The sequence below is a fragment of the Arthrobacter sp. 05T45 genome (genome assembly GCF_056395875.1).
The window spans coordinates 15,277-41,625 of record NZ_JBFTKI010000031.1; the positions used below are offsets into that span (position 1 = coordinate 15,277).

Annotated in this window: 26 protein-coding genes; 11 read left to right on the top strand and 15 right to left on the bottom strand. The window is 67.7% G+C overall.

Going from position 1 to position 26,349, the window contains the following annotated elements; translation table 11 throughout:
- Positions 1-55 precede the first annotated feature (55 nt).
- A complete protein-coding gene (locus tag AC1DGD_RS20035; protein ID WP_476857982.1) occupies positions 56-790 on the top strand; it encodes a GAF and ANTAR domain-containing protein in 735 nt (244 codons plus the stop codon).
- A 25-nt stretch (positions 791-815) separates the two neighbouring features.
- Here AC1DGD_RS20035 and AC1DGD_RS20040 read toward each other — a convergent pair whose 3' ends face one another.
- From AC1DGD_RS20040 to AC1DGD_RS20055, 4 genes are all read right to left on the bottom strand, one after another.
- On the bottom strand, positions 816-1,610 hold the full coding sequence (locus AC1DGD_RS20040) for an alpha/beta fold hydrolase (RefSeq protein ID WP_476857983.1): 795 nt from the start codon (positions 1,608-1,610) through the stop codon (positions 816-818).
- Positions 1,611-1,780: 170 nt separating this feature from the next.
- A complete protein-coding gene (locus tag AC1DGD_RS20045) occupies positions 1,781-1,990 on the bottom strand; it encodes a hypothetical protein (RefSeq protein ID WP_028276113.1) in 210 nt (69 codons plus the stop codon).
- Positions 1,991-2,085: 95 nt separating this feature from the next.
- Positions 2,086-2,499 carry a VOC family protein gene (locus AC1DGD_RS20050; protein WP_476857984.1) on the bottom strand — a complete coding sequence of 138 codons (414 nt, stop codon included), beginning with the start codon at positions 2,497-2,499 and terminating at the stop codon, positions 2,086-2,088.
- A 205-nt stretch (positions 2,500-2,704) separates the two neighbouring features.
- Positions 2,705-3,271: a type 1 glutamine amidotransferase domain-containing protein gene (locus AC1DGD_RS20055; protein ID WP_476857985.1), complete on the bottom strand. Its 567-nt coding sequence runs from the start codon at positions 3,269-3,271 to the stop codon at positions 2,705-2,707.
- A gap of 175 nt (positions 3,272-3,446) precedes the next feature.
- Here AC1DGD_RS20055 and AC1DGD_RS20060 point away from each other — a divergent pair, with 175 nt between their 5' ends.
- The 3 genes from AC1DGD_RS20060 to AC1DGD_RS20070 all read left to right on the top strand — a co-directional run bounded on the left by AC1DGD_RS20060 (position 3,447) and on the right by AC1DGD_RS20070 (position 6,775).
- Entirely contained in the window at positions 3,447-5,318 is a 1,872-nt protein-coding gene (locus AC1DGD_RS20060) for a Na+/H+ antiporter (protein ID WP_476857986.1), read from the top strand.
- A 149-nt stretch (positions 5,319-5,467) separates the two neighbouring features.
- Complete coding sequence (locus tag AC1DGD_RS20065; RefSeq protein ID WP_223913561.1) at positions 5,468-5,713, top strand: DUF2630 family protein; 246 nt, start codon at positions 5,468-5,470, stop codon at positions 5,711-5,713.
- 57 nt (positions 5,714-5,770) lie between these two features.
- Complete coding sequence (locus AC1DGD_RS20070; RefSeq protein WP_476857987.1) at positions 5,771-6,775, top strand: CapA family protein; 1,005 nt, start codon at positions 5,771-5,773, stop codon at positions 6,773-6,775.
- A 33-nt stretch (positions 6,776-6,808) separates the two neighbouring features.
- On the opposite strand, the gene AC1DGD_RS20075 is transcribed toward AC1DGD_RS20070, so the two are convergent.
- Positions 6,809-7,885: an LLM class flavin-dependent oxidoreductase gene (locus AC1DGD_RS20075; protein ID WP_476857988.1), complete on the bottom strand. Its 1,077-nt coding sequence runs from the start codon at positions 7,883-7,885 to the stop codon at positions 6,809-6,811.
- Between the two features lie 255 nt (positions 7,886-8,140).
- On the opposite strand from AC1DGD_RS20075, the gene AC1DGD_RS20080 reads away from it, so the two are divergent.
- Both AC1DGD_RS20080 and AC1DGD_RS20085 read left to right on the top strand, forming a co-directional pair.
- The gene (locus AC1DGD_RS20080) at positions 8,141-9,508 is read left to right on the top strand and encodes an ammonium transporter (protein ID WP_476857989.1); all 1,368 of its coding nucleotides are present in this window, start codon (positions 8,141-8,143) and stop codon (positions 9,506-9,508) included.
- A 284-nt stretch (positions 9,509-9,792) separates the two neighbouring features.
- Entirely contained in the window at positions 9,793-11,073 is a 1,281-nt protein-coding gene (locus tag AC1DGD_RS20085; RefSeq protein ID WP_476857990.1) for a S8 family peptidase, read from the top strand.
- Between the two features lie 101 nt (positions 11,074-11,174).
- Here the strand turns inward: AC1DGD_RS20085 and AC1DGD_RS20090 are convergent, their stop codons facing one another.
- Both AC1DGD_RS20090 and AC1DGD_RS20095 read right to left on the bottom strand, forming a co-directional pair.
- Positions 11,175-11,855 carry a response regulator gene (locus AC1DGD_RS20090; protein WP_476851746.1) on the bottom strand — a complete coding sequence of 227 codons (681 nt, stop codon included), beginning with the start codon at positions 11,853-11,855 and terminating at the stop codon, positions 11,175-11,177.
- A complete protein-coding gene (locus tag AC1DGD_RS20095; protein WP_476857991.1) occupies positions 11,848-13,188 on the bottom strand; it encodes a sensor histidine kinase in 1,341 nt (446 codons plus the stop codon). Before AC1DGD_RS20095 ends, AC1DGD_RS20090 begins: the two co-directional genes overlap by 8 nt.
- A 122-nt stretch (positions 13,189-13,310) precedes the next feature.
- On the opposite strand from AC1DGD_RS20095, the gene AC1DGD_RS20100 reads away from it, so the two are divergent.
- The 3 genes from AC1DGD_RS20100 (at position 13,311) to AC1DGD_RS20110 (ending at position 15,748) form a co-directional block, all read left to right on the top strand.
- The gene (locus AC1DGD_RS20100; protein ID WP_476857992.1) at positions 13,311-14,672 is read left to right on the top strand and encodes an LssY C-terminal domain-containing protein; all 1,362 of its coding nucleotides are present in this window, start codon (positions 13,311-13,313) and stop codon (positions 14,670-14,672) included.
- Positions 14,673-14,769: 97 nt separating this feature from the next.
- Positions 14,770-14,919 carry a hypothetical protein gene (locus AC1DGD_RS20105; protein ID WP_164468554.1) on the top strand — a complete coding sequence of 50 codons (150 nt, stop codon included), beginning with the start codon at positions 14,770-14,772 and terminating at the stop codon, positions 14,917-14,919.
- Between the two features lie 187 nt (positions 14,920-15,106).
- Positions 15,107-15,748 (top strand): NADPH-dependent F420 reductase, encoded by a 642-nt coding sequence (locus AC1DGD_RS20110; protein ID WP_476857993.1) that lies wholly within the window; start codon positions 15,107-15,109, stop codon positions 15,746-15,748.
- Positions 15,749-15,878: 130 nt separating this feature from the next.
- Here the strand turns inward: AC1DGD_RS20110 and AC1DGD_RS20115 are convergent, their stop codons facing one another.
- The 6 genes from AC1DGD_RS20115 to AC1DGD_RS20140 all read right to left on the bottom strand — a co-directional run bounded on the left by AC1DGD_RS20115 (position 15,879) and on the right by AC1DGD_RS20140 (position 22,126).
- Entirely contained in the window at positions 15,879-16,742 is an 864-nt protein-coding gene (locus tag AC1DGD_RS20115; protein WP_476857994.1) for a phosphogluconate dehydrogenase C-terminal domain-containing protein, read from the bottom strand.
- 1 nt (position 16,743) lies between these two features.
- On the bottom strand, positions 16,744-17,580 hold the full coding sequence (locus AC1DGD_RS20120; RefSeq protein WP_476857995.1) for a sugar phosphate isomerase/epimerase family protein: 837 nt from the start codon (positions 17,578-17,580) through the stop codon (positions 16,744-16,746).
- On the bottom strand, positions 17,577-18,440 hold the full coding sequence (locus tag AC1DGD_RS20125; RefSeq protein ID WP_476857996.1) for a triose-phosphate isomerase family protein: 864 nt from the start codon (positions 18,438-18,440) through the stop codon (positions 17,577-17,579). Before AC1DGD_RS20125 ends, AC1DGD_RS20120 begins: the two co-directional genes overlap by 4 nt.
- Positions 18,424-18,894 carry a ribose-5-phosphate isomerase gene (locus tag AC1DGD_RS20130; protein WP_476857997.1) on the bottom strand — a complete coding sequence of 157 codons (471 nt, stop codon included), beginning with the start codon at positions 18,892-18,894 and terminating at the stop codon, positions 18,424-18,426. The genes AC1DGD_RS20125 and AC1DGD_RS20130 overlap by 17 nt, the downstream gene beginning before the upstream one ends.
- A complete protein-coding gene (locus AC1DGD_RS20135; RefSeq protein WP_476857998.1) occupies positions 18,891-20,663 on the bottom strand; it encodes a dihydroxyacetone kinase family protein in 1,773 nt (590 codons plus the stop codon). The genes AC1DGD_RS20130 and AC1DGD_RS20135 overlap by 4 nt, the downstream gene beginning before the upstream one ends.
- A 98-nt stretch (positions 20,664-20,761) precedes the next feature.
- On the bottom strand, positions 20,762-22,126 hold the full coding sequence (locus AC1DGD_RS20140; RefSeq protein ID WP_476857999.1) for an MFS transporter: 1,365 nt from the start codon (positions 22,124-22,126) through the stop codon (positions 20,762-20,764).
- A gap of 294 nt (positions 22,127-22,420) precedes the next feature.
- On the opposite strand from AC1DGD_RS20140, the gene AC1DGD_RS20145 reads away from it, so the two are divergent.
- Positions 22,421-23,107, top strand: a complete 687-nt coding sequence (locus AC1DGD_RS20145; RefSeq protein ID WP_476858000.1) for a FadR/GntR family transcriptional regulator — start codon at positions 22,421-22,423, stop codon at positions 23,105-23,107.
- Positions 23,108-23,668: 561 nt separating this feature from the next.
- Positions 23,669-24,370 (top strand): matrixin family metalloprotease, encoded by a 702-nt coding sequence (locus AC1DGD_RS20150; RefSeq protein ID WP_476858001.1) that lies wholly within the window; start codon positions 23,669-23,671, stop codon positions 24,368-24,370.
- A 58-nt stretch (positions 24,371-24,428) separates the two neighbouring features.
- Here the strand turns inward: AC1DGD_RS20150 and AC1DGD_RS20155 are convergent, their stop codons facing one another.
- The gene (locus AC1DGD_RS20155; protein ID WP_476858002.1) at positions 24,429-25,190 is read right to left on the bottom strand and encodes a DUF4386 family protein; all 762 of its coding nucleotides are present in this window, start codon (positions 25,188-25,190) and stop codon (positions 24,429-24,431) included.
- Between the two features lie 161 nt (positions 25,191-25,351).
- Positions 25,352-26,263 carry an SDR family oxidoreductase gene (locus tag AC1DGD_RS20160; protein ID WP_476858003.1) on the bottom strand — a complete coding sequence of 304 codons (912 nt, stop codon included), beginning with the start codon at positions 26,261-26,263 and terminating at the stop codon, positions 25,352-25,354.
- Positions 26,264-26,349: the final 86 nt, after the last annotated feature.

The window sequence follows — 26,349 nt, forward strand, 5'->3', positions numbered from 1 at the left end:
CGGTGGGAAGCTCGGCCGGGTCGTCTTGACCTGAGTGAAACGGCACAACAGATAAGTGGTCAGCGAGTCAACCGCAAATTCAATAAACCAGCAGCTGCATGAACTGGTGCTCAGCAGCTCCGACGTCGAGGACTTCCTCTGGGAGCTGGCCCGCGTATCCGCGCGCAGCCTGTCCGAGCCCGGGGACGAGATCCTGTGCGGCATCACGCTTCTTCGGGAAAAGAAGGCGGCCACCGTCGCGAGCAGCAGCCCCGCCGCGCAGGCCATGGACGAAATCCAGTACACCTTCGGTGACGGCCCTTGCATGACGGCTTCCCGGGAACAGGTAACCGTCCACGTTGGGGACCTTGAACTCGATGGCCGTTGGCCGCAGTACGCCGCGGCGGTGCGGGGGCACGGCTTCCGGTCGATCCTGGCGCTGCCGTTCCTGCTGGAAGGCGAGACCCGGGCCGCCCTGAACCTCTATTCGCACCGGCCGGGCCGGTTCGATCACCGCGCCACGGAGCTGGCCCGTGACTTCGTCCACCAGACGTCCATGGCGCTGCGCCTCGCCGTCCGGTTCGCGCACAGCAGCGATACAGCCGCCAACCTCAAGGCCACCCTGGAGACGCGGACCGTGATCGACGTCGCCGTCGGCATCATCATGGCGCAGAACCGCTGCAGCCAGGACGAGGCGTTCGAGCTCCTGAAGTCGGCCTCGAGCGCCCGGAACATCAAGCTCCACGCCGTCGCGGCCGGGGTGGTCGAGTCACTCGGGCAGGGCCCCACCCGGACCCACTTCGACGTCTAACCCCGGCCCCGAGCAGCCAGTGCGGTCAGGCCGGGCTTCCGGGCAGCGGCTCGCCCGCCGCCGCGCCAAGGCCCGTGAACGCCAGAATGCCGTCCCGCACTTCGAGGGCCCGGTTGTGCTGGACGACATGCCCGGTTCCCTGCACTTCCAGCAGCCGCCCGCGGCTGGCGAGCCCGGCCAGCCGGCGGCACCAGTCTGCATCCGCGATGGGGTCGTTGGCGCCGCGCACCACGAGGACCGGTGCGCTGACGCCGGCGATCTTCTGTTCCATCGGGTACTCCATCATGACCTGCAGGGTCTTGAAGTACCAGGACGGGCCGCAACGCAGGTAGTCGGTGAAAACCAAGGCGTTCGAGGAGGGACTCTCGTAGAACAGGCAGTCACGGCCCAGCGCCAGGCCCATCTTTGCCACGGATCCGTGCCTGGGGTCCACCACGGGACCCATCAGCACCACATTCGAGATCTGTTCCGGCTGCTGAAGGGCCGCTTCCAGAGCCATCTGTGTTCCCATTGAGTGCCCCACCAGCACTATTTCCGCCACGCCAAGCTGTTCCATGGCGCCGAGGATGTAACGGGCGTGGTCGGCAATGGACAGCTGGTACGCGGGCTTGGGGGTGGCACCGAATCCCGGCAGGTCGATTGAGTAGGTCTCCCTCGACCCGGCCAGGAGCCGGTGCAGCCGGCGCAGGTAGCGGTGTGACGCGCCGATTCCGTGGATGAGCACGACGGCGGGCGCGGACCCGCCGGCCATTTCGCGCGAGGCGAAGACGTGGCCGGCGTGGCCCGCGGCTGAAATCTCCAGGCGGACCGGACCGGTCATGCTGTAAACGACCGCGGCGGGGAGCACGGGTACAGGAGGGACCGCGTGGCAGCTGCCGGGGTCATGAAGGGCTCGTTTCGTCGCCGGGTGGTCAGCCCATTCTAGTAAGCCTGCTGGCTAGAACCCTGACGCCATGCGGGGCGGCCGGCCCTTCAGGATGATCGGGCGGATCAGTTGTCCCGTTTGTCCCGCTCCTCGAACTCCTCATCGAGGTCATAGTGCCGGAATTCCGTCTCCGGATTCGGCTCGCCCTCCACCACGTACTCATAGTCCAGTTGGCGCTCGACTTGGCTGTCGAGGACCTGAAGATCCTTGTCCGGCAACTTGCTGAGATCCTCCGGGAAGTCATCTTCCGGGCTGAGGTGCAGCTTCTCGGTCATTGCATGGCTCCCTTGGCCAGGGGATGGACTCGCGCTTGCACTGTCCTGGCTGCATTCAGGATAGCCCTTACTGCCGGCGCGGCCGAGGGCCCGTTTTAGGCGGGCTCGGAGCCTACGTTTACCAGCCAGTCCACACCAAACCGGTCCTTGCACATGCCGAAGACGTCGCCCCAGGGTGCCTTCTCCAGCGGCATGGCGACTGTGCCGCCATCGGCCAGCTTGTCGAAGTAGCCGCGGAGCTCAGCTTCGTTGGCACCGCTCAGGGACACGGAAAAGTTGTTGCCCGCGGTGTAGTCCATGCTGTTGGGCGTGTCCGCGCCCATCAGCACCATGCCGGCGTCCGTCCTGAGCTGGGCATGCATGATTTTCTCCTGCTCCGCCGGGTCTTCGCTGGCGTGGTATTCGGCGAAGGTACTCATGGTCAGTTCCCCGCCGAACACCGACTGGTAGAAGGTCATGGCGTCTTTCGCGTTGTCGCGGAAGCCGAGGTAGGGATTGAGCGTAGTCATGTCCGAAACTCCTTGCTGTTGGGGGCGCCGGCCGGGCGGCAACGACGACGGTGCACGGTACAGGGCATATCCTGCCGCAAAACCAACAGCGTGGGTAGGTGTTCGGCCGCGGAACCGGGCAGCCGGCGACTAAGCAGGTGAACGGCCGGCCGAATGCGTCCGACGGCGGCCGGTGCCGCCGTCGGACGCTGCGGCGGGATTGCGGCTACGGCGTCTGGCCTGCGTGCTCGCCTTCGGCGATTTCCTCAAGGAGTTTGGCGTTGAAGGCCGGAAGGTCACGCGGGCTGCGGCTGGTCACCAGGCCCTGGTCCACCACGACCTGTTCGTCAGTCCAGATCGCGCCGGCATTCCTCAGGTCCGTCTGCAGCGTGTGGTAGGAAGTCAGGTTCCTGCCGCTGACCACGCCGGCGTCGATGAGCAGCCACGGGCCGTGGCAGATGGCGGCGACGGGCTTGTGCTGCTCGAAGAAGGCACGCGTGAACGCCTGGGCCTCCTTGTCGACCCTGAGGTGATCGGCGTTGACCACGCCGCCGGGGATGACCAGGGCGTGGAAATCGGCGGCGTCGGCCCGCCCCACGGCGAGGTCGACGGCGAACCGCTGTCCCTTTTCGGTGCCGTCATAGCCCTGCAGCTCTCCGCTCTTCGGCGAGACCAGGGTGGGCACGCCGCCGGCTTCCTTGACGGCATCCCACGGGCTGGTCAGCTCCACTTGCTCCACACCGTCCGTCAGCAGGAACGCGACTTTCTTGCCGGAAAGATTGTGCTCTGACATGTGTCCTCCTCGTGCCGGGCGCGGGCCGGGCAACATTCGTTCAGTGCCGGCGCCACGCGCAGTGTCCCACTTGGTTTGCAGTGTTAACTCTAGAAAGCCGCCAAGTCGTAAGCAAGCTGATGATGCATTGCAGGGCTCCCGCCGGCACAGGACGGGAAGCTGAGAGAATGGGCCCATGGAAGTCGCTTTCGGGCTGCTGGCCCTCGTCGCCGTCGTCTGTGCCTGCAGCGCACTGGGCCAAAGGATCAACATCTCCGTCCCCCTGCTGCTGGTGCTGGCCGGCGTGGTGTGCTCGTTCCTGCCGTTCGTTCCGACCATCGAGCTGAACCCCGAAATCGTTCTGGTCGGGCTGTTGCCGCCGCTGCTCTATGCGGCGGCGCTGCAGACCTCGCTGTTCGATTTCCGTTCCAACCGCCGCTCCATCGGCCTGTTGTCGGTCGGCTACGTCATTTTCGGCACCGTCAGCGTCGGGCTGGTGGTCGCCTGGCTGTTTCCCGAGATCCCGCTGGCGGCCGCCATGGCCCTGGGCGCCGTCGTCGCGCCCCCTGACGCCGTGGCGGCGACGGCGATTGCGCGAAAGGTGGGCATGCCCCGCCGGGTTGTCACCATCCTGGAGGGCGAATCGCTGGTCAACGACGCCACGGCGCTGGTCTGCCTGCGTGCTGCCATCGCCGCGATCGCCGGAGTTGTCTCCGCCGCGGAGATTGCCGGCGGCTTCGTCCTGGCGGTTGGCGGGGGCGTGGCGGTGGGCGTTGCCGCGGCCTTCGTGCTCACAGCGCTCCGCAAGCGGATCCGCAACGTGGCCATCAACACTTCCACTTCCCTGATCGCCCCGCTTGTCGCCTACCTCCCGGCGGAAGCGATCCACGCCTCCGGCGTCCTGGCCGTCGTCGTCACCGGGCTGATCATGGGGACCAAGGCGCCGTCCATGCCAAACGGGGCGGCACGGCTGAGCCAGCGCAGCAATTGGCACACGGTCCAGTTCCTGCTGGAGAACTCCGTTTTCCTGCTGATCGGGCTGCAGGTCCGGACCATCATCGAGGGCGTCCGGGATGACTCGCTGGGGCCGGAACGGATCTGGTTCGGCTGTGCCGCCGTGCTGCTGGCCGTGCTGGTCCTGCGCCCGGTCTGGGTCTTCCCCGCAACGTACCTGCCGCGGCTCATTCCCGCGGTCCGGCGCAAGGATCCCGCGCCGCCCTGGCAATTTCCGGCGATCGTCTCCTGGGCCGGCATGCGCGGCGTGGTGACGCTTGCCGCCGTCCTGGTCCTGCCGGCGGAGCTGGAGCACCGGTCGGTCCTGATCCTGATGGCCCTCGTGGTGGTGGCCGGCACGCTGACCCTGCAGGGTTTCACGCTCCCGGCGCTGGTCCGGTTGCTGCGCGTGAAGGGACCGGACCCGCGCGAGGACGCGCTCAACGAGGCGTCGCTGATGCAGATGGCGACGGCGGCTGGCGTGCAGCGGCTCCAGGAACTGCGTTCGGACGCCGATCCCCCCGAAGTCGTGGCGATGCTCAAACGGCGCACCCAGGAGCGCGGGCTGGCCGCATGGGAGCGGCTGGGCCGGCCGTCCGCCGAAGCCGCCACCCCCAGCCAGCGGTACGCCCAACTCCGGCTGGCGATGCTGGACGCCGAGCGCACCAAGGTCCTCGAGCTGCGGCGCGGCGGCGGATACGCGCACGAGGTCCTGGTCAACGTCCTTGACCGCCTCGACGTCGAAGAGTCCATGCTGGACGCCGCACTGGAGGAACCGGACGCGGACGGCAGCGGCGGCGAGGGAATCGCCCGGCCCCGCGGCGTTTGTCCGCACCTGGAGTCCGCCCCCGATCCCACCGTCCCGTCTGGCCCCTTCTGCGAGGCGTGCGAACGGGAGGGGACGACGACGGTGCATCTGCGGATGTGCCTGCAGTGCGGCAACGTGGCCTGCTGCGATTCCTCGCCGGGAACCCACGCGTACAAACACTTCCAGCTCAGCGGCCACCCCGTCATGCGCAGCGTCGAGCCCGGCGAGGACTGGCGCTGGTGCTACCCGGACGAACTTCTTGGCTAGGCCGCAGGCGCCGGCCAGTGCCGTCCGGCGTCGGTCCCGGGCGCCCCTGTTCACCGCACCATCCCCTCCGTAGGCTGGAAGGGGACCTGCTGGAAGTGGACCCTGCGAAGAGAAGGCTGTCTGCCGCCGTCGGACGAAAAGAGGACACCATGGACAATCAAGACATCCTGGAGCGCATCAAGGCCCTGGTGGAGGAGGAACACGGCCTCCGCGAAGGCTCAACCCAGTCTGGCGGGACCGGAGGCCCGGACATCCTCCGGCTGCAGCAGGTGGAAGAACAACTGGATCAGTGCTGGGACCTGCTCCGCCAGCGGCGCGCGAAAAAAGACTATGGCGAGAACCCCGACGAGGCGGAAGTGCGGCCGGTCAGCGAGGTCGAAGGCTACCAAAGCTAGCCCCCGGGCCCTGACCTGACAGGCAGGCAGGCAGGCAGGCAGGCAGGCAGGCAGTCCATGCTGATCGCGCTGCTGGGAGACGTCATGCTGGGCCGGCTGGTGAACCGGCACCTGGCAGCGGCCAGGCCTGCCTATCCGTGGGGCGACACGCTGGCGGTCCTGAAGCAGGCGGACGTCCGCATCGCCAACCTCGAGTGTGTCCTGGCGGCCGGCGGCGAGCCCGAACCCGGCAAGATCTTCCATTTCCGCTCGGACCCGAAGAACGTCGCCAGCCTCCTCGCGGCCGGGATCGACGTCGTCTCGCTCGCCAACAACCACGTCCTGGATTTCGGCCAGGACGCGTTCGGGGAGATGCTGCCGGCGCTGGATGGCTGCGGCATCCTCCATGCCGGGGCCGGCCCCGACCTGGAGGCCGCCCGCCGCCCGGCCGTGTGGCGCGTGGGCGCCGTCGCCGTCGGATTCATTGCCTTCACGGACAACGAGCCCGGCTGGGAGGCGGGCACCGCGGCTCCCGGGGTCTACTACGTCCCGGTAGACGACGTTCCCGTCGATGACGCCGGCCGGCGCCGCGGGACACGATTGGACGGACTCTTGGAACTGGTCGCCAGGACCAAGGCCCGCGTCCAGGTCCTCATCGTGTCAGCCCATTGGGGCGGCAACTGGGGCTACGACGTCCCGGCCGGGCACCTGGACCTTGCCCGGGACCTCATCGAGGCCGGGGCCGACGTCGTGTTCGGCCACTCGCCGCACATATTTCGCGGCGTCGGCATCCACCGGAACCGTCCCATCATCTTCAGCGCCGGGGACTTCATTGACGACTACGCTGTGGACCCGGTCGAGCGCAATGACCAGTCTTTCGTGTTCATGCTCGACACCGACGCCGGCGCACCCCGAACGCTTCGGCTGCATCCGACCATCATCGACGGATTCCAGGCGCGACTGGCCCGCGGATCGGCACCCGGCATTGCCGCCCGGATGCAGCGGCTGAGCGGTCCGCTGGGCACGCTGGGCTACTGGAACGCCTCCGGCCGCTGCCTGGAGATTCCGCTGGACCAAAACTGAATCGCTGTAGTGGGCCAGCCGGCGGGCTGATTGTCAGACTGGTTGCTTGCCGGGCCGGCTGCTTACCAGGGCGGCCGAGACCTCCCTGTTGACGGCGGGCATGATCTCCGTGGCCAGCAGTTCAATCGACCGGGCCGTCTCGGCAAAGGGTAGGCCGCCCAGTCCGATCTGGGCCAGGTATCGCGAGTTCCCCAGAGTCTGGTGGATCTCCAGGAGCTTCTCGGTGATCTGCTGCGGGCTCCCCACCAGCAACCCGCCGCCGGGCTCGGTCCAGGAATCGAAGGTGGATCGGGGGAAGTGGTCTACGGGTCGCGGCATGTTTTGTTCGAAGTAGGCCCGGTAGTAGGGGTAGAACGTGTCGCGCGCCTGCTGTGACGTCGGCGCCGCGTAGAAGTGACCGCCGGCCCCCACCGGCAGCGCGCCGGCATCGTGGCCGGCCTCGGCAGCGCTCTCGCGGTAGAGCTCAACAAGGCGGCGGAAGCGGGCCGGCCCTGACAGCAGGGCGATGAAAAGAGGAAGCCCGAGCCTGCCCGCCCGGGAAAAACTGGCCGGGGTGCCACCGACGCCCACCCAGACTGGCAGCTTCGCCTGCACCGGGCGCGGGGCGATGTCCATGTCCGGGATGCTCTGAGTCAGTCTTCCGGCCCACTGCACTGTGGAGTTGTCCCGGGCGTTGTCCCGCAGTTCCAGCAGCAGGCGCAGCTTCTCATCAAACAGGGCGTCGTAGTCGTCGAGCTTGTGGCCGAACAATGGATACGACTCCACGAACGCGCCGCGGCCCGCAATGATCTCGGCCCGGCCGTCGGAGATCAGGTCCAGAGTGGCGAACTGTTCAAAGAGCCGCACGGGGTCCTGGGTGGAGAGCACCGTCACGGCCGTGCCCAGCCGGAGATTGGATGTTTCCCGGGCGATCGCGGCCAGGACGACTTCCGGGGCCGAGAGGGCGAAGTCGCGCCGATGATGCTCCCCCAACCCCAGGAAACCGAGGCCCGCCTGATCGGCCAGCTTGGCGAGTTCGATGATCTCTTTTAGCCGCTGCTGCGGGGACAGCGCGATGCCGGTGCTGCTATCGCGGGTGAGCTCGCCGAAAGTGAAGATACCAAAGTCCATATTTATTGAACATTCAATTATTTGAATTCATTCCTGGCCTACCCGGCAGCATCAAAACCGGCTGGTGATTGAGGTCCCGTTTACATTTCTGAAACATGCCGGTCACGCGAACTTCACGCCGTCGCGATTCCCGTAACGTGCCCGCAACTTTTCGCCTCACTCCCGGAAACATGGCTCCGCGAGGATTAAATCCGGATCGGGGGGGCCGGCGGCGACGTGTCCCGGTACGGAAGACTGACGAGAAGGGACCCGCCGGTGGAGCTCACTGCTGGAAGCGTCTGGATGATTGTGTCGGCAGCGATGGTTCTGCTGATGACCCCGGCCCTGGGCCTGTTTTACGGCGGGATGACCCGGGCCAAGGCCTCGCTCAACATGATGATGATGAGCTTCGTCTCGGTGGGGATCGTCGGCGTGGTGTGGGTCCTCTGGGGCTACTCCATGAGCACCGGGCAAGGTGTCCTCGGCGTGTTCGGCAACCCGTTCGCGAGCTTCGGCCTGAGCAGCCTCATCGGTTCGCCGGATCTGATCAAGGCCGGCTACAGCGCCACTTTTGCCATCCTCACCGTGGCCCTTATCAGCGGCGCCATCGCGGACCGCGCGAAGTTCACCTCCTGGGCCCTCTTCGTCCCCATCTGGATCACCCTCGTGTACTGCCCCCTGGCCTTCATGGTCTGGGGCGGAGGCCTCATGAGTGCCGGCGGCGCCGTAAGTGCCGTCTTCGGCCAGGTCATCGACTTCGCCGGCGGCACCGTAGTGGAAATCGCGTCCGGAACCGCGGCGCTGGTCCTGGTCCTGATCCTGGGCAACCGGCACGGTTTCGGCAAGGACCCCGGCCACCGCCCCCACAACATTCCCTTCATTATGCTTGGCGCGGGCATCCTGTGGTTCGGCTGGTTCGGCTTCAACGCCGGCGCCGCCACCACAGTGGAGCAGGCCGGCCTGATCTGGGTGAACACCCTGGCCGCCCCTGCCGCAGCCATGATCAGCTGGCTGGTGACGGAGAAGGTCCGCCACGGCCACCACACCTCCTTGGGCGCGGCGTCCGGCGCCGTCGCCGGCCTGGTGGCGATCACGCCGTCGTGCGCCAACATCAGCCCGCTCGCCGCGCTGGGCCTTGGCTTCGTGGCCGGTGCGGCCTGCGCCGTGTTCGTGGACCTGAAATTCAAGGTTGGCTTCGATGACTCGCTCGACGTCGTCGGCGTCCACCTCGGCGGCGGCCTGATCGGCACGCTCGCCCTCGGTTTCATTGCGCTCCCGGTGGACGGTGCCGGCGGCGGGCTGTTCTACGGCGGCGGCCTCCACCAGGTCATCGCGCAGGCCGTGGCCGTTCTCATCACGGTGGCCGTGTCCGGCCTCGGGACCGCGGTGATCGGACTCGCCATCCACAAGACGCTGGGTTTCCGGGTCAGCCGCGAGGACGAACTCGCCGGAGTCGACCGGTCCGAACACGCCGAGACCGCGTATGCCTTTGCCGAGCTCGGTTTCAGCCGGTTCAACCCGTTCGGCCACCACACCGGCGCGGCCCACGCCGCGACGCCTGCCCACGCCGCGACGTCCGCCCACGCGGCCGGCCGGGCACCGGAAAATGCCTCCGCACGCGCAAAGGAAGACAGCCTCGTCTGAGCCGGCCGCTGGGGCCGGCTCAAGTTTTTCCAAAGGGCCCGGGTGTAAGACGCGGTCGGAGGCTTAAGATATGGGCGGGGGGCACTCGAATTAGCGAACTCGCTTAATGGGAGGCCACGATGTTCAGCCAAGCCAGCCGCAAGGCATCAAAACCGAAGCTAACATCGGTGGCGCGGACCCCGCGCAGACACCGGCGCAGCTCTCTTCCCAGACCGGACACATTTTGGTTCAGGCGCGGGCTGGCCTCGCTGGCGGCCTTTGCCCTGGCGGCTGGCGGCAGCCTGGTGGCGGCAGCTCCTTCGAACGCCGCCAACCCGGCACAAAACTACATCGTGGTGCTCAAGGACGGCGTCGTGGACGCCGGAGCGGCGGCGGCCGCCCAGCAAAGCGCCTACGGATTCACGGCATCAAAGGTCTACCGCAACGCTGTGAACGGCTACTCTGCCACTCTGACGGCGGCCCAGGCGCAACGCGTCCAGGCCGACCCCAACGTCGACTTCGTCACGGCAGGCCGGACCTTCCAGCAACCGCGGGATCTTGGAACCGCGGCCACCCAGGAGACGCCGTTTTGGCGCAAGCGGATCGCCGGAACCAGCTCAGACGTCCGGAAGGCCCTCGACCGGGGGCCAAGCCGGATCAACGTCAACGTCGCCGTGATCGACAGCGGCATCGATGCGACCCACCCGGACCTGAACGTCAAGGGCGGCGTCGACTGCCAGTCCGGCTCGCCCGTCGAGGTGACCCCCGTTGACGTCCTGGGGCACGGGACATTCGTTGCGGGCGTGATCGGCGCCCGGAACAACCGCCTGGGCGTCATCGGGACCGCCCCGGGCACTCCGCTGTGGTCTGTCCGGGTGGTTGACGACAACGGCCTGATCTCCGAGCAGAGCCTGATCTGCGCGATTGACTGGGTGACCTCGACGCGCAAGGACCATGACGACAGCAACGACATCGCCGTGGCCAACATCAGCATCGCCGGCGGCGCCGCGGACACGCCCAACTGCGGCAAGGGCACGGACCCAATGCACTACGCCATCTGCCGCTCGGTCCGGGCCGGTGTCACCTATGCCGTCGCGGCCGGCAACGCCGGTGAGGACTTCGCCAACACAGTGCCGGCCACGTACGACCAAGTACTGACCGCCACCGCCATGGGCGATTTCGACGGAAAGTCCGGCGGGGATGCCGCCCCGATCTGCGGCCCTGACGACTTTTCGAAGTACGGGCAAAAGGATGACCAGCCTGCATTCTTCTCCAACTTCGCCACCACGAGTGACGACAAGGCCCACACGGTCGCCGGACCCGGTGTGTGCATGCTCTCCACCTGGCCCGGAGGCTACAACGTAAGCAACGGCACCAGCTTCGCCAGCCCGGCCGTGGCAGGGTCCGTGGCCCTCTGTATCAGCCAGAAGGCCTGCACGGGCTCAGCCGAGCACGTCATGGAGCAGTACCTGGACCTGACAAAGTCGTACTCGAAGCGGCACCACGACTACGGCTTCGGCGGCGATCCCATCCACCCAATCGGGGGACAGTACTACGGATACCTGACCCAGACGGTGAGCTTCTGACGCTGCGGCGGTGAGGAATCCGGCGGCGCAAGTCGCCGTGCCAGCGGCCCTCGGCGAGTCTCAGCCGGGGGCCCAGCCGCGTCTCAGCCCAACAGCTGGTTTCAGCCCAGCAGCCGGCGCTCATAGGCGAAGGCCACCAGTTGGAGCCGGGTCCCGAGGCCCAGCTTGCCCAGCACGCTCCTGAGGTGCGTCTTGACCGTCGCCTCGGACACGAACAGGCTTCCGGCGATCTCACCGTTGGCCAGCCCCTTGGCCGCGAGCAGGAAGACGTCCCGTTCCCGGACAGACAGCACCTCCAGCGCGGACAGGTCCGGTCCCCCGGCCGGCACGGTCCGGGCGGCATGCTGGAACAAATCCTGCACTGATCCCGGCGCAATCACGGAGTACCCGGAGTACACCGTCCGGATCGCGGCGAGCAGGAACTCCGGTTCGGCGCTCTTGAGCAGGTAGCCGCTGGCCCCGGCGTGCACGGCGTCAACCACAGCCTGGTCCCTGTTGAAGGTGGTCAGGGCGATGATCTTCGGCGCGCCGGTGCCTGCGGCCTCCGCCTGCCGCACGATCCGCCGTGTGGCGCCGACGCCGTCAAGGACCGGCATGCGCAGGTCCATGAGCATCACGTCGGGGCACCGTTCGACGGCGAATGCCGCCGCCTGCGCGCCGTCGCCGGCTTCCCAGGCCATCGCCATGTCCGGCTGGCTCTCCACCAGCATCCGGATTCCCGCACGGAACAGGGCCTGGTCATCGACAATCGCCACGGTAATGGCCGCCCCGGCATCAGCCACGGTCGCCGGCTTCGGCCAGCGGCATTCCCGGGCGCGCTGCAGGGCTTCCCGCGGGAACCAGGTCCGGCTCCGCGCTGGCGGCGGCAGCATCGGCGTCGGCCGTCCTTGTGCCGTAGGGGATAAAGACTGTCACCCGGTACTGCTCGCCATCCGGGCCGGACGTCATCCAGCCTCCTGCGAGGTGGGCGCGTTCCCGCATCCCGGCGAGGCCGCGGCCCACCCGCGTTTCGGCGGCGGGGTCCGGGCTGTCCCTGCCTGTGGTCTCCGGGATCCCGGACGCTGCATGCAGGGTCAGCCCCGGGCCGCTCCAGTCCAGGTGCAGCCGCACCGCGGTGCCGCGGCCGCCGTGTTTCAGTGCGTTGGTCAGGCATTCCTGGATGATCCGGAATACGGCGAGTTGCTGCCCGGCGGAAAGCTCGGCGGGTGCGCCGGACTCGCTCTGTTCGATCTCGAGGCTGCCCTGCATACGCGCCACGAGGGGCCCGACGTCGCTGAGCCGGGGCTGGGGCGTGACCATGCCGTCGTCGTGCACCCCCTCGATGACGCGCTGCGCGTCCACCAGGGCGCTCCGGGCCGACGTCGCAATGTTCTCCAGGGCGTTTAGGACTGCCCTCGGCTGGTCCTTGCTCAGGTAGCGGGTGCCATCCGCCTGCGCCGCGATCACGGCGAGTGAGTGGGCCAGCACGTCGTGCAGGTCCCGGCCGATCCGGGTCCGTTCCTGCTCCACGATCAGGTCCACCTCGGCTTCCCTGAGGCTGGTCTGGGCGATGGTCCTGGCCTGGAACAGGCTGCCGCGTTCCTGGTACATCGCCAGCAGAAGTCCGACGGCGGCGCAGGCTGCCGCGATCACCAGCAGCAGCGAAAAGAGTTGCCAGCCGTAGGCTTGAAAGGTCCACCGGTCGCCCATGTACAGCGGAAGGAACCAGCCGACGCCGTTGCCGTAGCGCCAGGACAGCATCAGGAAGGCCATGGCGCCGGCGAACACCACGTTGGCGGCCGCCGCGATGAAGCGTGTCCTTCGCCGGGCCGTCCATTGGATGAAAGCCAGGGACACGAACGCCCCGAGGTAGATGGCCCAGTGGTTGGCGTGCATCGCGGGAATGGCGTACCCCAGTTGGCCCGCGAGCAGCCCTGCCGTGAATCCAAGCGACGCGTAGGGCTTCCAGGCGGCGCAGGCAATCGCTGCCGTCATGAGGATCAGCGGCCACGTCCCCTCCCAGGTGTGGAGGCCGGGGCCCATCCGCCCGGCCTCGGCCACGCACCACAGCGTGAAGAAGAGAACGGCCGCCGCGGGGGCGCCCCAATGCCGCAAAACTTTCAGTAGTGGTTCCATGCTGTCACCCTATCCACGGCGGCTGTCACAGGCAGGTCACATCCGGCCGCACTCCACCTTGGGGCCAGAAGATTCATCTTTCGAGCCAGCCCTCCGTCGATAGCGGGCGTAGTATGGCGGCCATGACCAAGGCAGCGGTTGAGGTCACAGCTCCCGCCGAAGCGGTGCCGTACTCCGTGCTGGACAGCGTGTTCTTCGTGGTGGGCGGCGTTGCGGCTGTGTGGCTGACCGCGCTGCTGGTGCAGTTGAGCTTCGAATGGGGCTGGGCGCAGGTCTGGTTCCTCTTCATCTTCTGGGCCCTGCTCGCCTATCTGGTGCTTCCCCGTCTGCACCGGATCCTGACCCGGCTCTACGTTCCGGACTACTTCATCGGCCGGGCGCGCACCAGCGACGGGCTGCTGGGCGATCCCGTGAACATAGCCCTGCTGGGATCGGAACCGCAGATCCATGGCGTGATGCGGTCCGCGGGCTGGACAAGGGCCGATGACGTGACCCTGGCCAGCAGCCGGCGGATCGTCTCTTCCACCCTCCTGCGCCGCAGCTATCTCGAGGCCCCGGTCAGTCCGCTGTTCCTGTTCGGCCGCCAGCAGGATTTTGCCTACCAGCAGGAAGTCGACGGCACCCCGGGCAAACGGCACCACGTCCGCTTCTGGCGGTGCCCGCCCGGCTGGCTGCTGCCGGGCGGGCTGGCCGTCGACTGGTTGGCGGCCGGCACGTATGACCGCAGCGTCGGGCTGTCCCTGTTTACCCTGCAGATCACCCACAAAATCGATGAGAACACCGACGCCGAACGCGACCATGTGGTCGGCGCCATTACCGGGGCCGATCCCGCGGCCGGGCTCAGGGTGATCCGTGATTTTTCCACCGGCTATCACGCGCGCAACGGCGGGGGCGACACCATCACCACCGATGGCAATCTCCCCATCGTCGATCTCAGGCAGACCGTCGCGGAGCCGACCGCTACGGGCTCGCTTGGGAGCGACACGCCCCCGGGCGAGGGCCGCGCCAGGCGTCCTTCGACCACGATTGTCGGGGCGGTCTTCGTCGGTGCCCGCGCGGCGGCGGCCGCGCTGCTGGCCCTGTCCCTGGTGCTCTTCAAGGACGCGCACGTCAGCTCACTGGTGCAGCCCGTAGCCGGCCCGGCGGTCACGGAAGCCCAGGCGGAATTGGCCGTCAGCGCCGCAACGGTGGTTGTCCTGCTCTTTGCCGTGGCCGAGATCCTGCTGGCGTGGTTCGTCTTCCTCGGCCGAAACTGGGCCCGGACGGTGGCCATGGCGCTGAGCACGGCCGCCATCTGCTTCCAGGCCGCCGATGTTTTCTACGGCGGCCCGGACATCACCCTGAAGTCCAATCTCCCCGGCCTGACCCTGGACATCCTGTTGCTTCTGGCGCTCTCCAGCAAGCGGTCCCGCGACTATGCCATGCGCCCCCGCAAGGTAATCAAACGGGATTCCAGCCGTCCCGGCGGCCGGACGCCCGTCTGAATCCGCAGGATCCAGGGGCCCTTGACAGCCCTCTCGCTGCGGGAGCTAGATGTTCAAATAGCCAGCAATCCACCGCAGGAGCAGCTAAGGAGCGGACATGAGCGACGACTCACAGGCGCCGGAGCGCCACCACAGCGAGACCCCGGCCGAAGGTGATGCAACGGCTGAACCCTTCGACGACCGCGCCCATTCCCAGGACGCGGCAGAAGGCCCGGACACCGACGACGAACCGGGCCCCACGGCCTAGCCTCCCTACGCGCTAGCCTCTCCACGTGCGAACTCGCCGGAACCCTGCGGGCTCGCCGGAACTTTCCGGCGAGCGGGCAGGCTTCCGGCGACTTGGACTCGCCTGCCCCGACCGGTGTCCTGACGGTCCCGGCGCACACAGTCCTGAACCGGCGAAATATCTTCGCTCGCCCGGGTGTTTCTCCGGCATGACAACAATCGGAATCATCGGTGCAGGACACATTGGCGGCCAGATCGCCCGCAAGGCCCTGGAGGTCGGCTACGACGTCGTGATCAGCAACTCGCGCGGGCCGGAAACTCTGGCGGAGCTCGTCGCGGAACTGGGGCCAAGGGCCCGGGCCGGAACGCCGGCCGAGGCGGCCGCAGCCGGCGACTTCGCCGTCGTCACCGTGCCGCTCAGGAGCCTCCCGGACCTCCCCGTGGAACCGCTGGCCGGCAAGATCGTCCTCGACACCAACAACTACTACTGGGAACGCGACGGGCATATCCCGGCTCTGGATGCCGGCGAGGCCACCACGTCCGGCCTGTTGCAGGAGCACCTTCCCCAGTCGAAGGTGGCCAAAGCCTTCAACCACATCATGTACTCCCAGATCACCACGGACGGGACGCCGGCCGGCACCCCGAACCGCCGGGCCATGGCCACGGCGAGCGATTTCCCGGAGGCGGCTGAGCTGGTGACCAGGCTCTACGACGAATTCGGCTTCGACACCGTCAACATGGGCCCGCTCGCCGAAAGCTGGCGCACGGAACGGGACCGCCCGGCCTACGTGATCCGGCAGAACGCGGCCGAGCTCACGGAGAACCTGGCCAAGGCTCCGCGCACCATCTGACCCGTCCTGCCCCGCACCATCTGACCCGCCCTGGCCCGGGCGCGCGAATTCGCCGGAAGCTTGCGAGGTCGCCGGACTTTTCCGGCGGGCTCGCAGGCTTCCGGCGAATTCGGCCGGGGGGGGTTAGGGGTCAGCGCTGGACGGCGGGCTCGAGCTTGAGCATCTTGGCGATGACGTAATCGAGCTCGGAGTCGTCGAAGATCTTCTTCCAGTCGTCCTTGATGATGGTGTCCTTGCCGTACTGGATGGCGATTTCGCACGCCTCGGAGAACGGGTTGGAGCCGCGCAGGGCGTTGGTCAGGGCGATCTGGACGTGCCCGAACAGCATGGCCTTGGCTGCTTCCTCGGGGACGCCGGCGGTGTGCACGGTCTCGTGCAGGGCTTCCTTGAGCAGGGTCCCGATCATGCAGGCGACGGTCTCCACGAGGGTGGGCTCGAGGATGGCGAGCTGCTTGACGGTGACCCAGTGGACGTCGATCACCGGGGCGTAGATCACCTTGATGGTGGCCTCGGCGGCGGCGCGGGCGGCATCGGTGGCGGCCTCGTCCATCGCGGCAACCACGTTCTGCGGGGCGCCCTGGCCGCCGAAGGTGTCGGCCCATTCTTCCTTGGTGGTGCGCTCGAGGAAGACCGAGGGGTGGCACGGGTGGGCCACGGCCTGGACGACGTCGTCGCGCTTGGCAAGCAGGCCGGCGTAGGCGGCGGCCGGGTCGAGGGTGAGCAGGATGGCGCCGGACTTCATCTGCGGAACCACGCCGTGGGACACGACGCCCAGGACGGTGTCCGGGACCGCGAGGATCACGACGTCGGCGTCCTTGATGGCGTCCTCGGTGGCGCTGATTTCCCGGCCTTCGGCGCGGACGCGGTCCTGGCCTGCCGGCGAGTTTTCGCTGTAGTAGACGGTGTGGGCGCTCTTCTGGAGGTTGGCTGAAACACGCAGCCCCATTTTGCCTCCGGCTCCGATGACGGCCACGGTCAATTGTTCTGCTGACATTTCAGTTACTCCTTAGGAAATCGAGGCTTTGCTGGGTCCACTGCTTTTCGAGGCGGAGGGTCTCTTCTTCGGAGGCCTGCCACGGCAGCCAGTGCTCGATGATCTGGTTGATGTTTCTTTCTTTGGGCTGCAGCTTCCGGGCCATGTAGGCATAGTCCAGGAGGCCTTCGCCGAGGGGAGCGCCGGAATACGTGAACCCGACCCATCCCTCCTTGCGGCTGAACGCAAAGTCTTTGATGTGCATGTTCAGGACATACGGCGCGACGGCGTCAATCACCTCGCGCGGGGATTCCAGCGCCGCCACGGTGTTGGCGGGATCGCTGCAGATGCCCAGGTTCGGGCTGTCCACGCGGGCGATGACCTCCAGGACCCGGGCTGTGGGCACCTGTTCGTAGGTCTCCACGGCGATCTTCACCCCTGCGGCCTCGAATTCGGGCAGGAGACTGGTGAAGATCGCCACGGCCTCGTCCGCGTCCGGGGTGTGGCCCGGGACGTTGAACATGGTCCGCAGCAGCGGCGCGGCCAGGATCCCGGCGATCCGCAGGAACTTCTTCAGATGCTCCGGCCGGATGCCCTTGGTGCCGAGCTCCAGGGAAATCCCCAAGGCATCGGCCGTGGCCCGGACGGCGGCCAGTTCGGCGTCCGTCATGGATTCGAGCGGGGCGTAGTCGCAGATCTGGAAGAGGTCCACGCCCAGGGCCGCGGTATCGGCCAACGCATCCTGGAGGGTCAGCGGCGCGGAGACCTGGTCCGAGAGCTGCCAGAAGAAGGCGTAGCTACTGAGACCGATTCGTGAACCCTGTCCGTTCTCTAAACCCTGCCCGTTCGTGGAGCTCATGGCCGGCCTCCCGCGGTCAGCAGGAGTCCGAATCGGGCGGCAGTTTCGTCCAGGATGGTCTTGAGCGCCTGCGGGTCGTGGGCAAAGCGGCCCAGGAACAGCCCGGCGACGGCGTCGTCGAGCCGGCCGATCAGGCCGGGGCCGGCGCTCCCGCCGTAAATGACCCGGCTCTCGGCCTGGCCGGGAAGGGAACGCAGATGCGCGTCCAGCCCGGTGATGACGGCGCTGATGTACTCCGGGGTGGCCGGTTCGGGGGCACCGATGGCCCACTGCGGTTCGTAGGCCACGATGGTCCGGGCCGCGGGTCCGAGAGACCGCGCCCGGTTGAGGGCGGCGTCGATGTCCGCAGTGCAGTGACGGACAGCCTCCTCCACGGAGCCGGGCTGCAGTTCCCCGACGCAAAGTACCGGCGTGAGGCCGTTGCGGTAGGCGGCGGCGGTCTTGAGGCCGACTGTCCTGTCATCCTCGCCGAAGATTCGGCGCCGCTCGGCGTGGCCCACTTCGGCGTAGCGGCCGCCGAGTTCGGCGACGGTCCGGCCGGAGACCTCGCCGGTGTAGGCGCCCTCGTCTTCCCAGAAGATGTCCTGCGCGCCGGCGCCCGCGCCGGCCACTCCGAGGACCCGGGCTGCCTCGGGCAGCGCGGGCAGGGCCGGCAGGACAAACAGTTCGATCTCGCCGTTCTGCACGGCGGGGTGTGCCAGTGCGACGACGGCGACCTCGCGGCAGTAGTCCAGCGTGCGCTGGTAGCCGAAGTACATTTTCAGGCTGACGCCGATGACGGCTTGCGGCTGCTTTGTACGGGCGGCACGGCCGGCGGCTTCGCCTGTACCGCCTGTCGCGGGGTTAGCAGGAAGTGACACCCTCGTAGTCCTTAATCAGTGTGACCTTCTCGGCCGAGGCGGAGGTTTCGTCGAACGTGTAGGTCAGCCATTCCCGGGCCAACCGGCGGGCCAGTTCCAGGCCGACGACGCGCTGGCCGAACGTGAGGACCTGGGCGTTGTTGCTGAGGATGGCCCGTTCCACCGAGAAGCTGTCGTGCGCCGTGACGGCCCGGACCCCCGGGACCTTGTTGGCGGCGATGGCCACGCCGAGGCCGCTGCCGCACACTAACAGGGCGCGGTCGGCCTCGCCGGAGGCGATGAGTTCGGCGGCCGCGATGGCCACGGAGGGGTACGGGGTGTGGCTGGTGGCGTCGACGCCGACGTCACGGACGGACTCGACGAGCCCGCTGGCTTCCAGGTCTGCCTTCAGGGCTTCCTTGTACTCGAATCCGGCGTCGTCGGCCCCGATGACCAGGCGCAGTTTGGCGCTCATGCGTTCTCCTTGACTGTTTTTCCCTCGACTGTTTCCGCGAGGAGAGTGTTGTGAATTGCTCGGACGATCAGTGCCATGGACACCGCGCCCGCGTCCGGGGTGCCAAGGCTCTTCTCGGCGTGCGGGCGGGCTCGGCCCACGAGGGGCAGGAGCTGGGCGGTGTCTTCTGCGGCCTGCTGCGCAACGGCGGCCGCGGCGCCCCAGGCCTTCGTGAGGGATCCCCCGGCGTCCACGCCGCCGGCGAGGGCGTCGCGGAACGGGACCAGGACGTCCACGAGGGTTTTGTCGCCCGGCGCGGCCTTGCCGAAGTCCATGATGGCGGCCGCGGCGCCGGCGACTCCGGCGGCGACAGCGCCGGCGTCGGGGGCAGCGGTGTTGCCGAGCGCATCCCCGACGGCCCGGAGGGCCATGCCCCACAGTGCGCCGGAGGTGCCGCCTGCTTTGTCGGCCCAAGCGTCGCCGGCAAGGTGGAGGGTGGTGGCTGCGCCGGCTCCGCGGGCGACGGCGGCTGCCGCGGCGTCGACGGCGGCGCGGACGCCGCGCTCCATGCCAATGCCGTGGTCGCCGTCGCCGGCGACCGCGTCGATCCGGCCCAGTTCCTCGGCGTTGGCGTCCACCACGTCCTTCGCGGCTCCCAGCGCGGCCAGGACCCGGACGGCCGTGGCGCGGGATTCGTCGGAGGCATCCGGGATGGCCGCCTCGATCTCGGCGAGGTCGGTGAAGTCCGTGGCTTCCAGGGCCGCCGCCGTGACGGCGCCGCGGCGGAAGGCCGGGGCGTCGGCGGGCGCGTGCCAGAGGGTCTCAAGTTCGTCGTCGAGCCAGAAGAGGGTCAGGGAGGTGCCGGCCATGTCGAAGCTGGTCACGAGCTCACCCACCTGCGGGTCGACGGCTTCCAGTCCGGCCTCGGCCAGGAGCTGGGCGACGCGGCGGTAGACCACGAACAGTTCCTCGTATTTGACGCTGCCCAGGCCGTTGAGGATCGGGACGACGCGCCGTGTCCCGCCGGAAGCCATCCAGCCTTCGACGCCGTCGGGAATTTCGGTGAGGAGTTTCGCGACGAGGAGTTCGGCGAGTTCATCCGCCGTCGGGACGCCTGTTTCGCCGATGCCGGGCTCGCCGTGGATGCCCATCCCGACGGCCATGCGGCCCTCGGGGACGGAGAAGAGCGGGTGGTCCGCGCCCGGCAGGGTGCAGCCGGAGAATGCGACGCCGAAGGAGCGGGTGCGGTGGTTGGCGCGCTCGGCGATCTCGACTGTCTGGTCCATGGTGTACCCGGCCTCGGCGGCGGCGGCGGCGACCTTGAAGACCGTGAGGTCACCGGCGATCCCGCGGCGCTTGGCATGCTCGGCCGGCGGGGCGGACGAGACGTCGTCGGTGACGGCGATGCTGCGGCAATCGATGCCCTCGGCGCGCAGCCGGGCCTGGGCCTGGTTGAAGTGCAGGACGTCGCCGGCGTAGTTGCCGTAGCCCAGGAGGACGCCGCCGCCGTTGCTGGCGGCCTTGGCCACGGTGTAGATCTGCTGGGCGGACGGCGACGCGAAGAGGTTGCCCATCGCGGCACCGTGGGCCAGACCCTGGCCCACGAGCCCGGCGAAGGCAGGATAGTGCCCGGAACCGCCGCCGATCACGAGCGCCACGGTGCCCGGGGTGCTCCGGGTGTTGCGGACGACGCCGCCGGAGACACGCCTGACCCAGCGGCTGTGGGAGGCGACAAAGCCTTCGATCATTTCGTCAGCGAAGGCTGCGGGGTCATTGAACAGGCGGGTCATGGGGGTACTCCTGGAAGAGGGAAAGCTGCTTGGTGGGTGCCCGCCGCGGCTGTGTGGCACGCGGCGGGCACCGGATTGTTGGGAGCAGGCTGCGTCCGTTAGCGAACGGCGGCTGACTCCGCGGCCGCTGAGTCTGCTGCTTCAGGGGCGGCCGTTGCGTTGCCGGCGCCGTTGCGGGCCAGCACCATCATGAGGACGGCGGAGAGGAGCATGAAGCCGCCGACGACGAACATGGGGACGGTGTAGCCGCCGGTCCAGTCCTTGAGCCAGCCGGTGACGTAGCCCGCGCTGAAGCCGGCCAGGTTGCCCACGGTGTTGATCAGGGCGATCCCGGCGGCGGCCGCTGCCCCGGTGAGGAACTGGGTGGGGACGGTCCAGAAGTTCGGCAGCGCCGCGAAGATGGACATCGCCGTGAGGGTGATGATCGCGATCGTCGCCGCCGGCGATCCCGCAAAGAGGGCCAGCGGGATGCTCAGGCCTCCGACGAGGGCGGGGACGGCGATGTGCCACGTCTTGACGCCCCGTTTGGTGGCGTCCTTGGACCAGAAGTACAGGGCAAAGGCGGCCGGCAGGTACGGGATGGCCGTGATGAGGCCCTTCTGGACGACGTCGAACTTGGTGCCGTACAGGCCCTCAAAGCCGGAGATGATGGTCGGCAGGAAGAAGCCGAGCGCGTACAGGCCGTAGATGAAGCCGAAGTAGATCAGGGCGAGCATCCAGACGCGGCCGTTGCCGAAGACGGTGCGGACGCTGACGTGCTTGTTGGTGGCGGCGGTTGCGTTCTTTTCCTTCTCCAGCGCGCCGGTCAGCCAGGTCTTTTCGTCCGATGTCAGCCATTTGGCCTTGGCCGGGGAATCCGCGAGGTAGAACCAGGCGGCGACGCCGATCAGGATGGCGGGGATGGCGACACCGAAGTACATGACGCGCCAGCCTTCGAGTCCGAAGAGGCCATGCTGCTGGATGAGGAGGGCGGCGAGCGGGGCTCCAATGACCGTGGTCAGCGGCTGGGCCAGGTAGAACAGTGCCAGGATCTTGCTGCGGTGCCGCGACGGGACCCACAGGCTGAGGAAGAGGATGGCGCCGGGGAAGAATCCGGCCTCGGCCACACCCAGGATGAAGCGCAAAATGTAGAGCTGCTCCACGCTGCCCACCCAGGTGAAGAGCAGGGAGACAATGCCCCAGCTGACCATGATGCGGGCCAGCCACCGGCGGGCTCCGAATTTGTGCAGGGCCAGGTTGCTGGGGACTTCCAGCAGGATGTAGCCGATGAAGAAGACACCGGAGGCGAAGCCGAACTGGGCCGCCGAGAGGGCCAGATCAGTGTTCATGCCGTTGGGGCCGGCGAAGGAGATGGCCGTGCGGTCCAGATAGTTGATGAAGAACATGAGAGCGACAAACGGCACCAGCCGCACTGCCACTTTCTTGATTGCAGATCTTTCGACCACTGATTGCGTGGTGTCCACATTGACTCCTTGATGTCGGGATCCCGCAGCCTCCTGCGCTGGAAGCATGGGGATTGGTCTCACCGCGTAGTTCCAGGGAGCTGGCCAGGCCCAACTAAGCGTGTGATAAAAACCATAAGGCGTCCAACTCGAATTGGTCAACCGGTTGACATGTTTATTTACTGCGGCGGCCGTCGGCATGGCCCGGGCGGTGCGTGTTGTTACGCTTTGAAGGTGTCCGTTAACTCCGCTAACTCCGCCGCTTCGACGGCCAAAATCAGTGCCGCGCTCGGTTCTATGGAGCAAGGCTCTGTCGTGTCCGAAGTCGCGGAACGCCTCTTGGGCTACTTCACGAGCGGTGAAATTGCCGTGGGAACCCGTCTGCCGGCCGAGCGCCAACTCGCCGCATCTCTGGGGGTCGGTCGCTCCGCGGTCCGGGAAGCCCTCGCGGCGCTGGAGATCCTCGGGATCGTCATTGTCCGGCCGGGCTCCGGAACGTACCTTCGCGACGGCATTTCCGAGCTCCTCCCCCGCACGCTGAGCTGGGGCCTTATGCTGGGCGCCCCCCGCACGCGCGAACTCGTGGAATTGCGCGGCGGGCTCGAGGTACAGGCCGCCCAGCTGGCGGCGCAGCGGATTACCGACGATGCCCTGGACCGGATGCGCGCCAATCTGGCCACGATGGACGGCAGCCTGGAGGACCTTGTGACGTTCGTGGAGGCGGATGCGGCTTTCCACCGTGAAATCGCCGCAGCCTCCGGCAACCAGGTCCTGCAGGAACTGCTGCAGAGCATCCGGTCGCTGCTGCGCATCTGGGTTGACCGCGCCCTGACGGACGAAGGGCACGCGGCATCGGCCCTGGCTGAGCACCGCGGGATCTTCCTTGCCCTGGAATCACGCGATGAGGCCGCCGTGACGGCGGCCATGCGCTCCCACATGGACACGGCCTCCCGGCGCCTCCTGGCCGGATTCGACGCGGACCAGGGCTCCGCCGGAGGCTGAACCGCCTAACGCCTTCGCCCCTCTGTTACTCCCCCCGACGCGCGCATTCGCCGGAAGCCCGCGAAGTCGCCGGACCTTTCCGGCGCTCTCGCAGCTATCCGGCGAATCCGGACGGGAGCGCGCGGCTACGCCACCGCAGTACCCGGGGAAACCCTGAACGGGGGACGATTCACGGATGGTCATTCCCCTATGCTGTAGTGGATCCATCTGGGGAGATGGGTTGCATGCAACGAGGGGGACAAGTTGCGTTCAGACTTTGGCGACCGGGGCTATCCGACTGCGGACGACTCACGCTTCCATGAAGGCGCCCCACGGGGCGGCGTCCGCCGCTCCGCCAGCGGGCGAATTCCACAGTGGGCAGTCGACGAGGCCCTGGGCAAGCTCGAGGACCCCGCCCCGTGGCGCGAAGTCCCCGGCACTGGCGGCAAAACTCCGAAAATTGTTCGGCCCCGCCGGAAGCGGCCACGGCGGCCACGTCAATGGGGCAAATCCGGCACCTTTGTTGCCCTTGCTCTGATCGTGGGGTTGAACTTCCTCCCTCCGCTGTTCGAGCAGTTTGTAATGGCCCCCGTGCGCCCCTACCTGCCCGGCGCCACCGCGCCGCCGCCCGGGGTTGACGCCGCAAATTCCCCGCTGGGAAGGCCGCCGGTCAGCAGCGGCTCGTATGCTTACGCACTGCATCCGGCTCCGGACGGCGTTCAGGGCTTCGCTGCCTACGACCCCTGCCGGCCGGTCCACTACGTCGTCCGGCCGGACAACGCGCCGCCCGGCGCAGAACGGTTGATCAGCGAGGCTGTGGATGAGGTTTCGGCTGCCACCGGGCTGCACTTCGCGGCCGATGGCGTCACCTCCGAGGCACCCACCGAGCAGCGCAGAACCTATCAGCCGGACCGCTACGGCCGGAGGTGGGCCCCCGTTCTGATCGCGTGGTCTTCTCCGGAGGAAGTCCCGCAGCTTGCAGGAAACGTTGCCGGGCGTGGCGGAAGCACAGCCGTGAGTGTCTCCGGACGCCCCGCCGTCCTGGTGTCGGGCCAGGTGGCTTTGGACGCTCCCGATCTCGCCAGGATCATGCTGCGGCCGGACGGTCCCGCCGATGTCCGCGCCGTCATCCTGCATGAGCTCGGGCACGTTGTAGGACTGGACCACGTGGACGATCCGACCCAGCTGATGCACGCCGAAAACAGTGGGCTGACCGGGTTCGCCGCCGGCGACCTCGCCGGACTGGCTTTGCTGGGCTCCGGACCCTGCGTCCCGGAACTCTGACGGACGCGACGACGACGACGGCGGCTGAACCTCCCGCCGTCGGGGTCCGCTAGCCGCGTCACCTGTCGCGGGCGGGCGCGTCCTTCCCGAACCATGCACTGACCAGCAGCCACACGGACCACACGAGGACGAGGACAATCCCAGCGAGTGTAGGAATGGAGTTGGCCGGAGAGAAGCCTTCGGCGCCGACGATCCAGCCCTGCGCGAGGTAGGCGAGCCCGGACAGCGCCATAAGGTAGCCGATCAGCCTGGAGACGCGGCGCGCCCCGACAACCACGGCACCGGTCAGGACCAGGGCCACGCCCAGCACAAAGCTCTGGTAACTGCGCATGCCCCACTCCAGCCAACGGATACCCTCGGCCGTCGCAAACCGCGCAGCTTTCTCCGGTTCCGGAGCCGCAACCCAGGCGTCCACTGCGTGCTTGAGGGCAACGCCGTCGACGGCTTGGAGCGCGGCGTAAAGTGCCAGCGCGGCGACCGCAGCGACAGCGCCGAAGCGGGCCGTCCAGGCCATGGCCCCGGCCGGTGCTTTCAAGACCACCAGCAGGACCAGCAGCCCGGAGATGAGAAGCGCCATGCCGACGAACTGGCCGAGGTGGACCCCCGTCCAAATACCGCTGCGGGCGTACTCCGCGAACGTCGCCGGGTGGTCATTTGCGCTGGCCGTATCGGCATGGAGCAGCCCGGCGACCACGGACAGCGCGAAGCCGGCAAACGCCAGGGTGGCGGCCAGGCGAAGCGGTGCACGGGCTGATGCCGGGCGCCCAGACCCGGCCGAAGCCGCCGGCCGCGGATTATGATCTGTGCCGTATTTCTTCATGGCATCGCCCGTTTCGTGCCGACGCGCCGGTGCGCGAAGTGCGCGCCTAAGCGCAGGCTACGCCGATTGCTTCCGCGGAGCCACGGGCCTTTGACCGGCATGTGGCGGCGGCACGTGTGACCCGGCGGGACCGCCCGTTAATCCGGACACCGCCGCACCCACTAGGACTGCGCTCGTCCGTGGCCCAACCGCGCAGCGAAGCGCGCGACCGCGTCTTCCGGAGTTGGCGCGGGGCCGAAGAGTTCTGCCTGGCGGCTCGTGTTGGCCACGTAGCGGCCGGTTTCGAACCACGCCGCCATGGCTCCCATGTCGCTCATGCGCGAGCCGGACTTTCCCGAAATCTTGCCTATCCTGAGGAGCAGTTCGGTGGGAAGGGAGAGCACCCTAATTTTCTTGTTCGCCAGCCGCGACGCCAGTTCAGCGCCTTCCCGCATGCTGATGGGGCGCGTCCAGCCGATTTCGATGCGTTCGCCGTCGGCGATGTCGGCGTCGACGGCTTCGGCGAGGTAGGTTGCGAGGTCGCTGGTCAGAACGAACGTCAGGGGGACGCTCTTTGAGCCGAGCCAGATGATGCGGCCCTTCTCGAACGGGTCACCGCCGAGCCGGGCAATCTGGTCGAAAAATGCTCCGGGGCGCAGCGCGACGAACGGGACGTTGAGTTCTTCGAGCTTGTCCTCGGCGAGCTTCTTGTGCCAGAAATGCGGCACACCGGGTGTCTGGTCACTCGTGAGGATGCTGGTGAGCACGAAGCGCGGCACCCCGGTTTTGCTGGCGGCGATGGCGAGATTGGCGTTGCCACGCGTGTCGATCTCGTGGGCGTTCTTGTTCTTCCCGGTGTACCCGGCCGCCGTCGTGATCACAGCGGCGGCGCCGGTCATCGCGGCGACGAGCGAATCGAGGTCGAGCATGTCGCCGCGGGCTATCTCGACGCCCTTGGCCTCGAGTTTGCCCGCGTCCGAGCTCGGGCGGACAAGCGCCCGCACCTTCTTGCCCCGGTCAAGAAGCCGGTCGACGACCTGCCCACCGAGCGATCCCGTTGCACCGACCACCAGCACGGGTTCCTGTTCAGACATTGTTATCTCCTAAATGTTATCTCTGCGGCAGTTGCGAAGGGCCGGCCCCCGGGTAATGAGCCGAAGGAGTTCGACGGCGCCCGTAG

Bases quoted from the DNA above. Each gene is read 5' to 3' on its own strand.
- AC1DGD_RS20040 (WP_476857983.1), bottom strand. From the start codon at position 1,610: ATGACCGGTCCGGTCCGCCTGGAGATTTCAGCCGCGGGCCACGCCGGC.
- AC1DGD_RS20045 (WP_028276113.1), bottom strand. From the start codon at position 1,990: ATGACCGAGAAGCTGCACCTCAGCCCGGAAGATGACTTCCCGGAGGAT.
- AC1DGD_RS20050 (WP_476857984.1), bottom strand. From the start codon at position 2,499: ATGACTACGCTCAATCCCTACCTCGGCTTCCGCGACAACGCGAAAGAC.
- AC1DGD_RS20055 (WP_476857985.1), bottom strand. From the start codon at position 3,271: ATGTCAGAGCACAATCTTTCCGGCAAGAAAGTCGCGTTCCTGCTGACG.
- AC1DGD_RS20060 (WP_476857986.1), top strand. From the start codon at position 3,447: ATGGAAGTCGCTTTCGGGCTGCTGGCCCTCGTCGCCGTCGTCTGTGCC.
- AC1DGD_RS20065 (WP_223913561.1), top strand. From the start codon at position 5,468: ATGGACAATCAAGACATCCTGGAGCGCATCAAGGCCCTGGTGGAGGAG.
- AC1DGD_RS20070 (WP_476857987.1), top strand. From the start codon at position 5,771: ATGCTGATCGCGCTGCTGGGAGACGTCATGCTGGGCCGGCTGGTGAAC.
- AC1DGD_RS20075 (WP_476857988.1), bottom strand. From the start codon at position 7,885: ATGGACTTTGGTATCTTCACTTTCGGCGAGCTCACCCGCGATAGCAGC.
- AC1DGD_RS20095 (WP_476857991.1), bottom strand. From the start codon at position 13,188: ATGGAACCACTACTGAAAGTTTTGCGGCATTGGGGCGCCCCCGCGGCG.
- AC1DGD_RS20100 (WP_476857992.1), top strand. From the start codon at position 13,311: ATGACCAAGGCAGCGGTTGAGGTCACAGCTCCCGCCGAAGCGGTGCCG.
- AC1DGD_RS20105 (WP_164468554.1), top strand. From the start codon at position 14,770: ATGAGCGACGACTCACAGGCGCCGGAGCGCCACCACAGCGAGACCCCG.
- AC1DGD_RS20110 (WP_476857993.1), top strand. From the start codon at position 15,107: ATGACAACAATCGGAATCATCGGTGCAGGACACATTGGCGGCCAGATC.
- AC1DGD_RS20115 (WP_476857994.1), bottom strand. From the start codon at position 16,742: ATGTCAGCAGAACAATTGACCGTGGCCGTCATCGGAGCCGGAGGCAAA.
- AC1DGD_RS20120 (WP_476857995.1), bottom strand. From the start codon at position 17,580: ATGAGCTCCACGAACGGGCAGGGTTTAGAGAACGGACAGGGTTCACGA.
- AC1DGD_RS20130 (WP_476857997.1), bottom strand. From the start codon at position 18,894: ATGAGCGCCAAACTGCGCCTGGTCATCGGGGCCGACGACGCCGGATTC.
- AC1DGD_RS20135 (WP_476857998.1), bottom strand. From the start codon at position 20,663: ATGACCCGCCTGTTCAATGACCCCGCAGCCTTCGCTGACGAAATGATC.
- AC1DGD_RS20150 (WP_476858001.1), top strand. From the start codon at position 23,669: ATGGCCCCCGTGCGCCCCTACCTGCCCGGCGCCACCGCGCCGCCGCCC.
- AC1DGD_RS20155 (WP_476858002.1), bottom strand. From the start codon at position 25,190: ATGAAGAAATACGGCACAGATCATAATCCGCGGCCGGCGGCTTCGGCC.
- AC1DGD_RS20160 (WP_476858003.1), bottom strand. From the start codon at position 26,263: ATGTCTGAACAGGAACCCGTGCTGGTGGTCGGTGCAACGGGATCGCTC.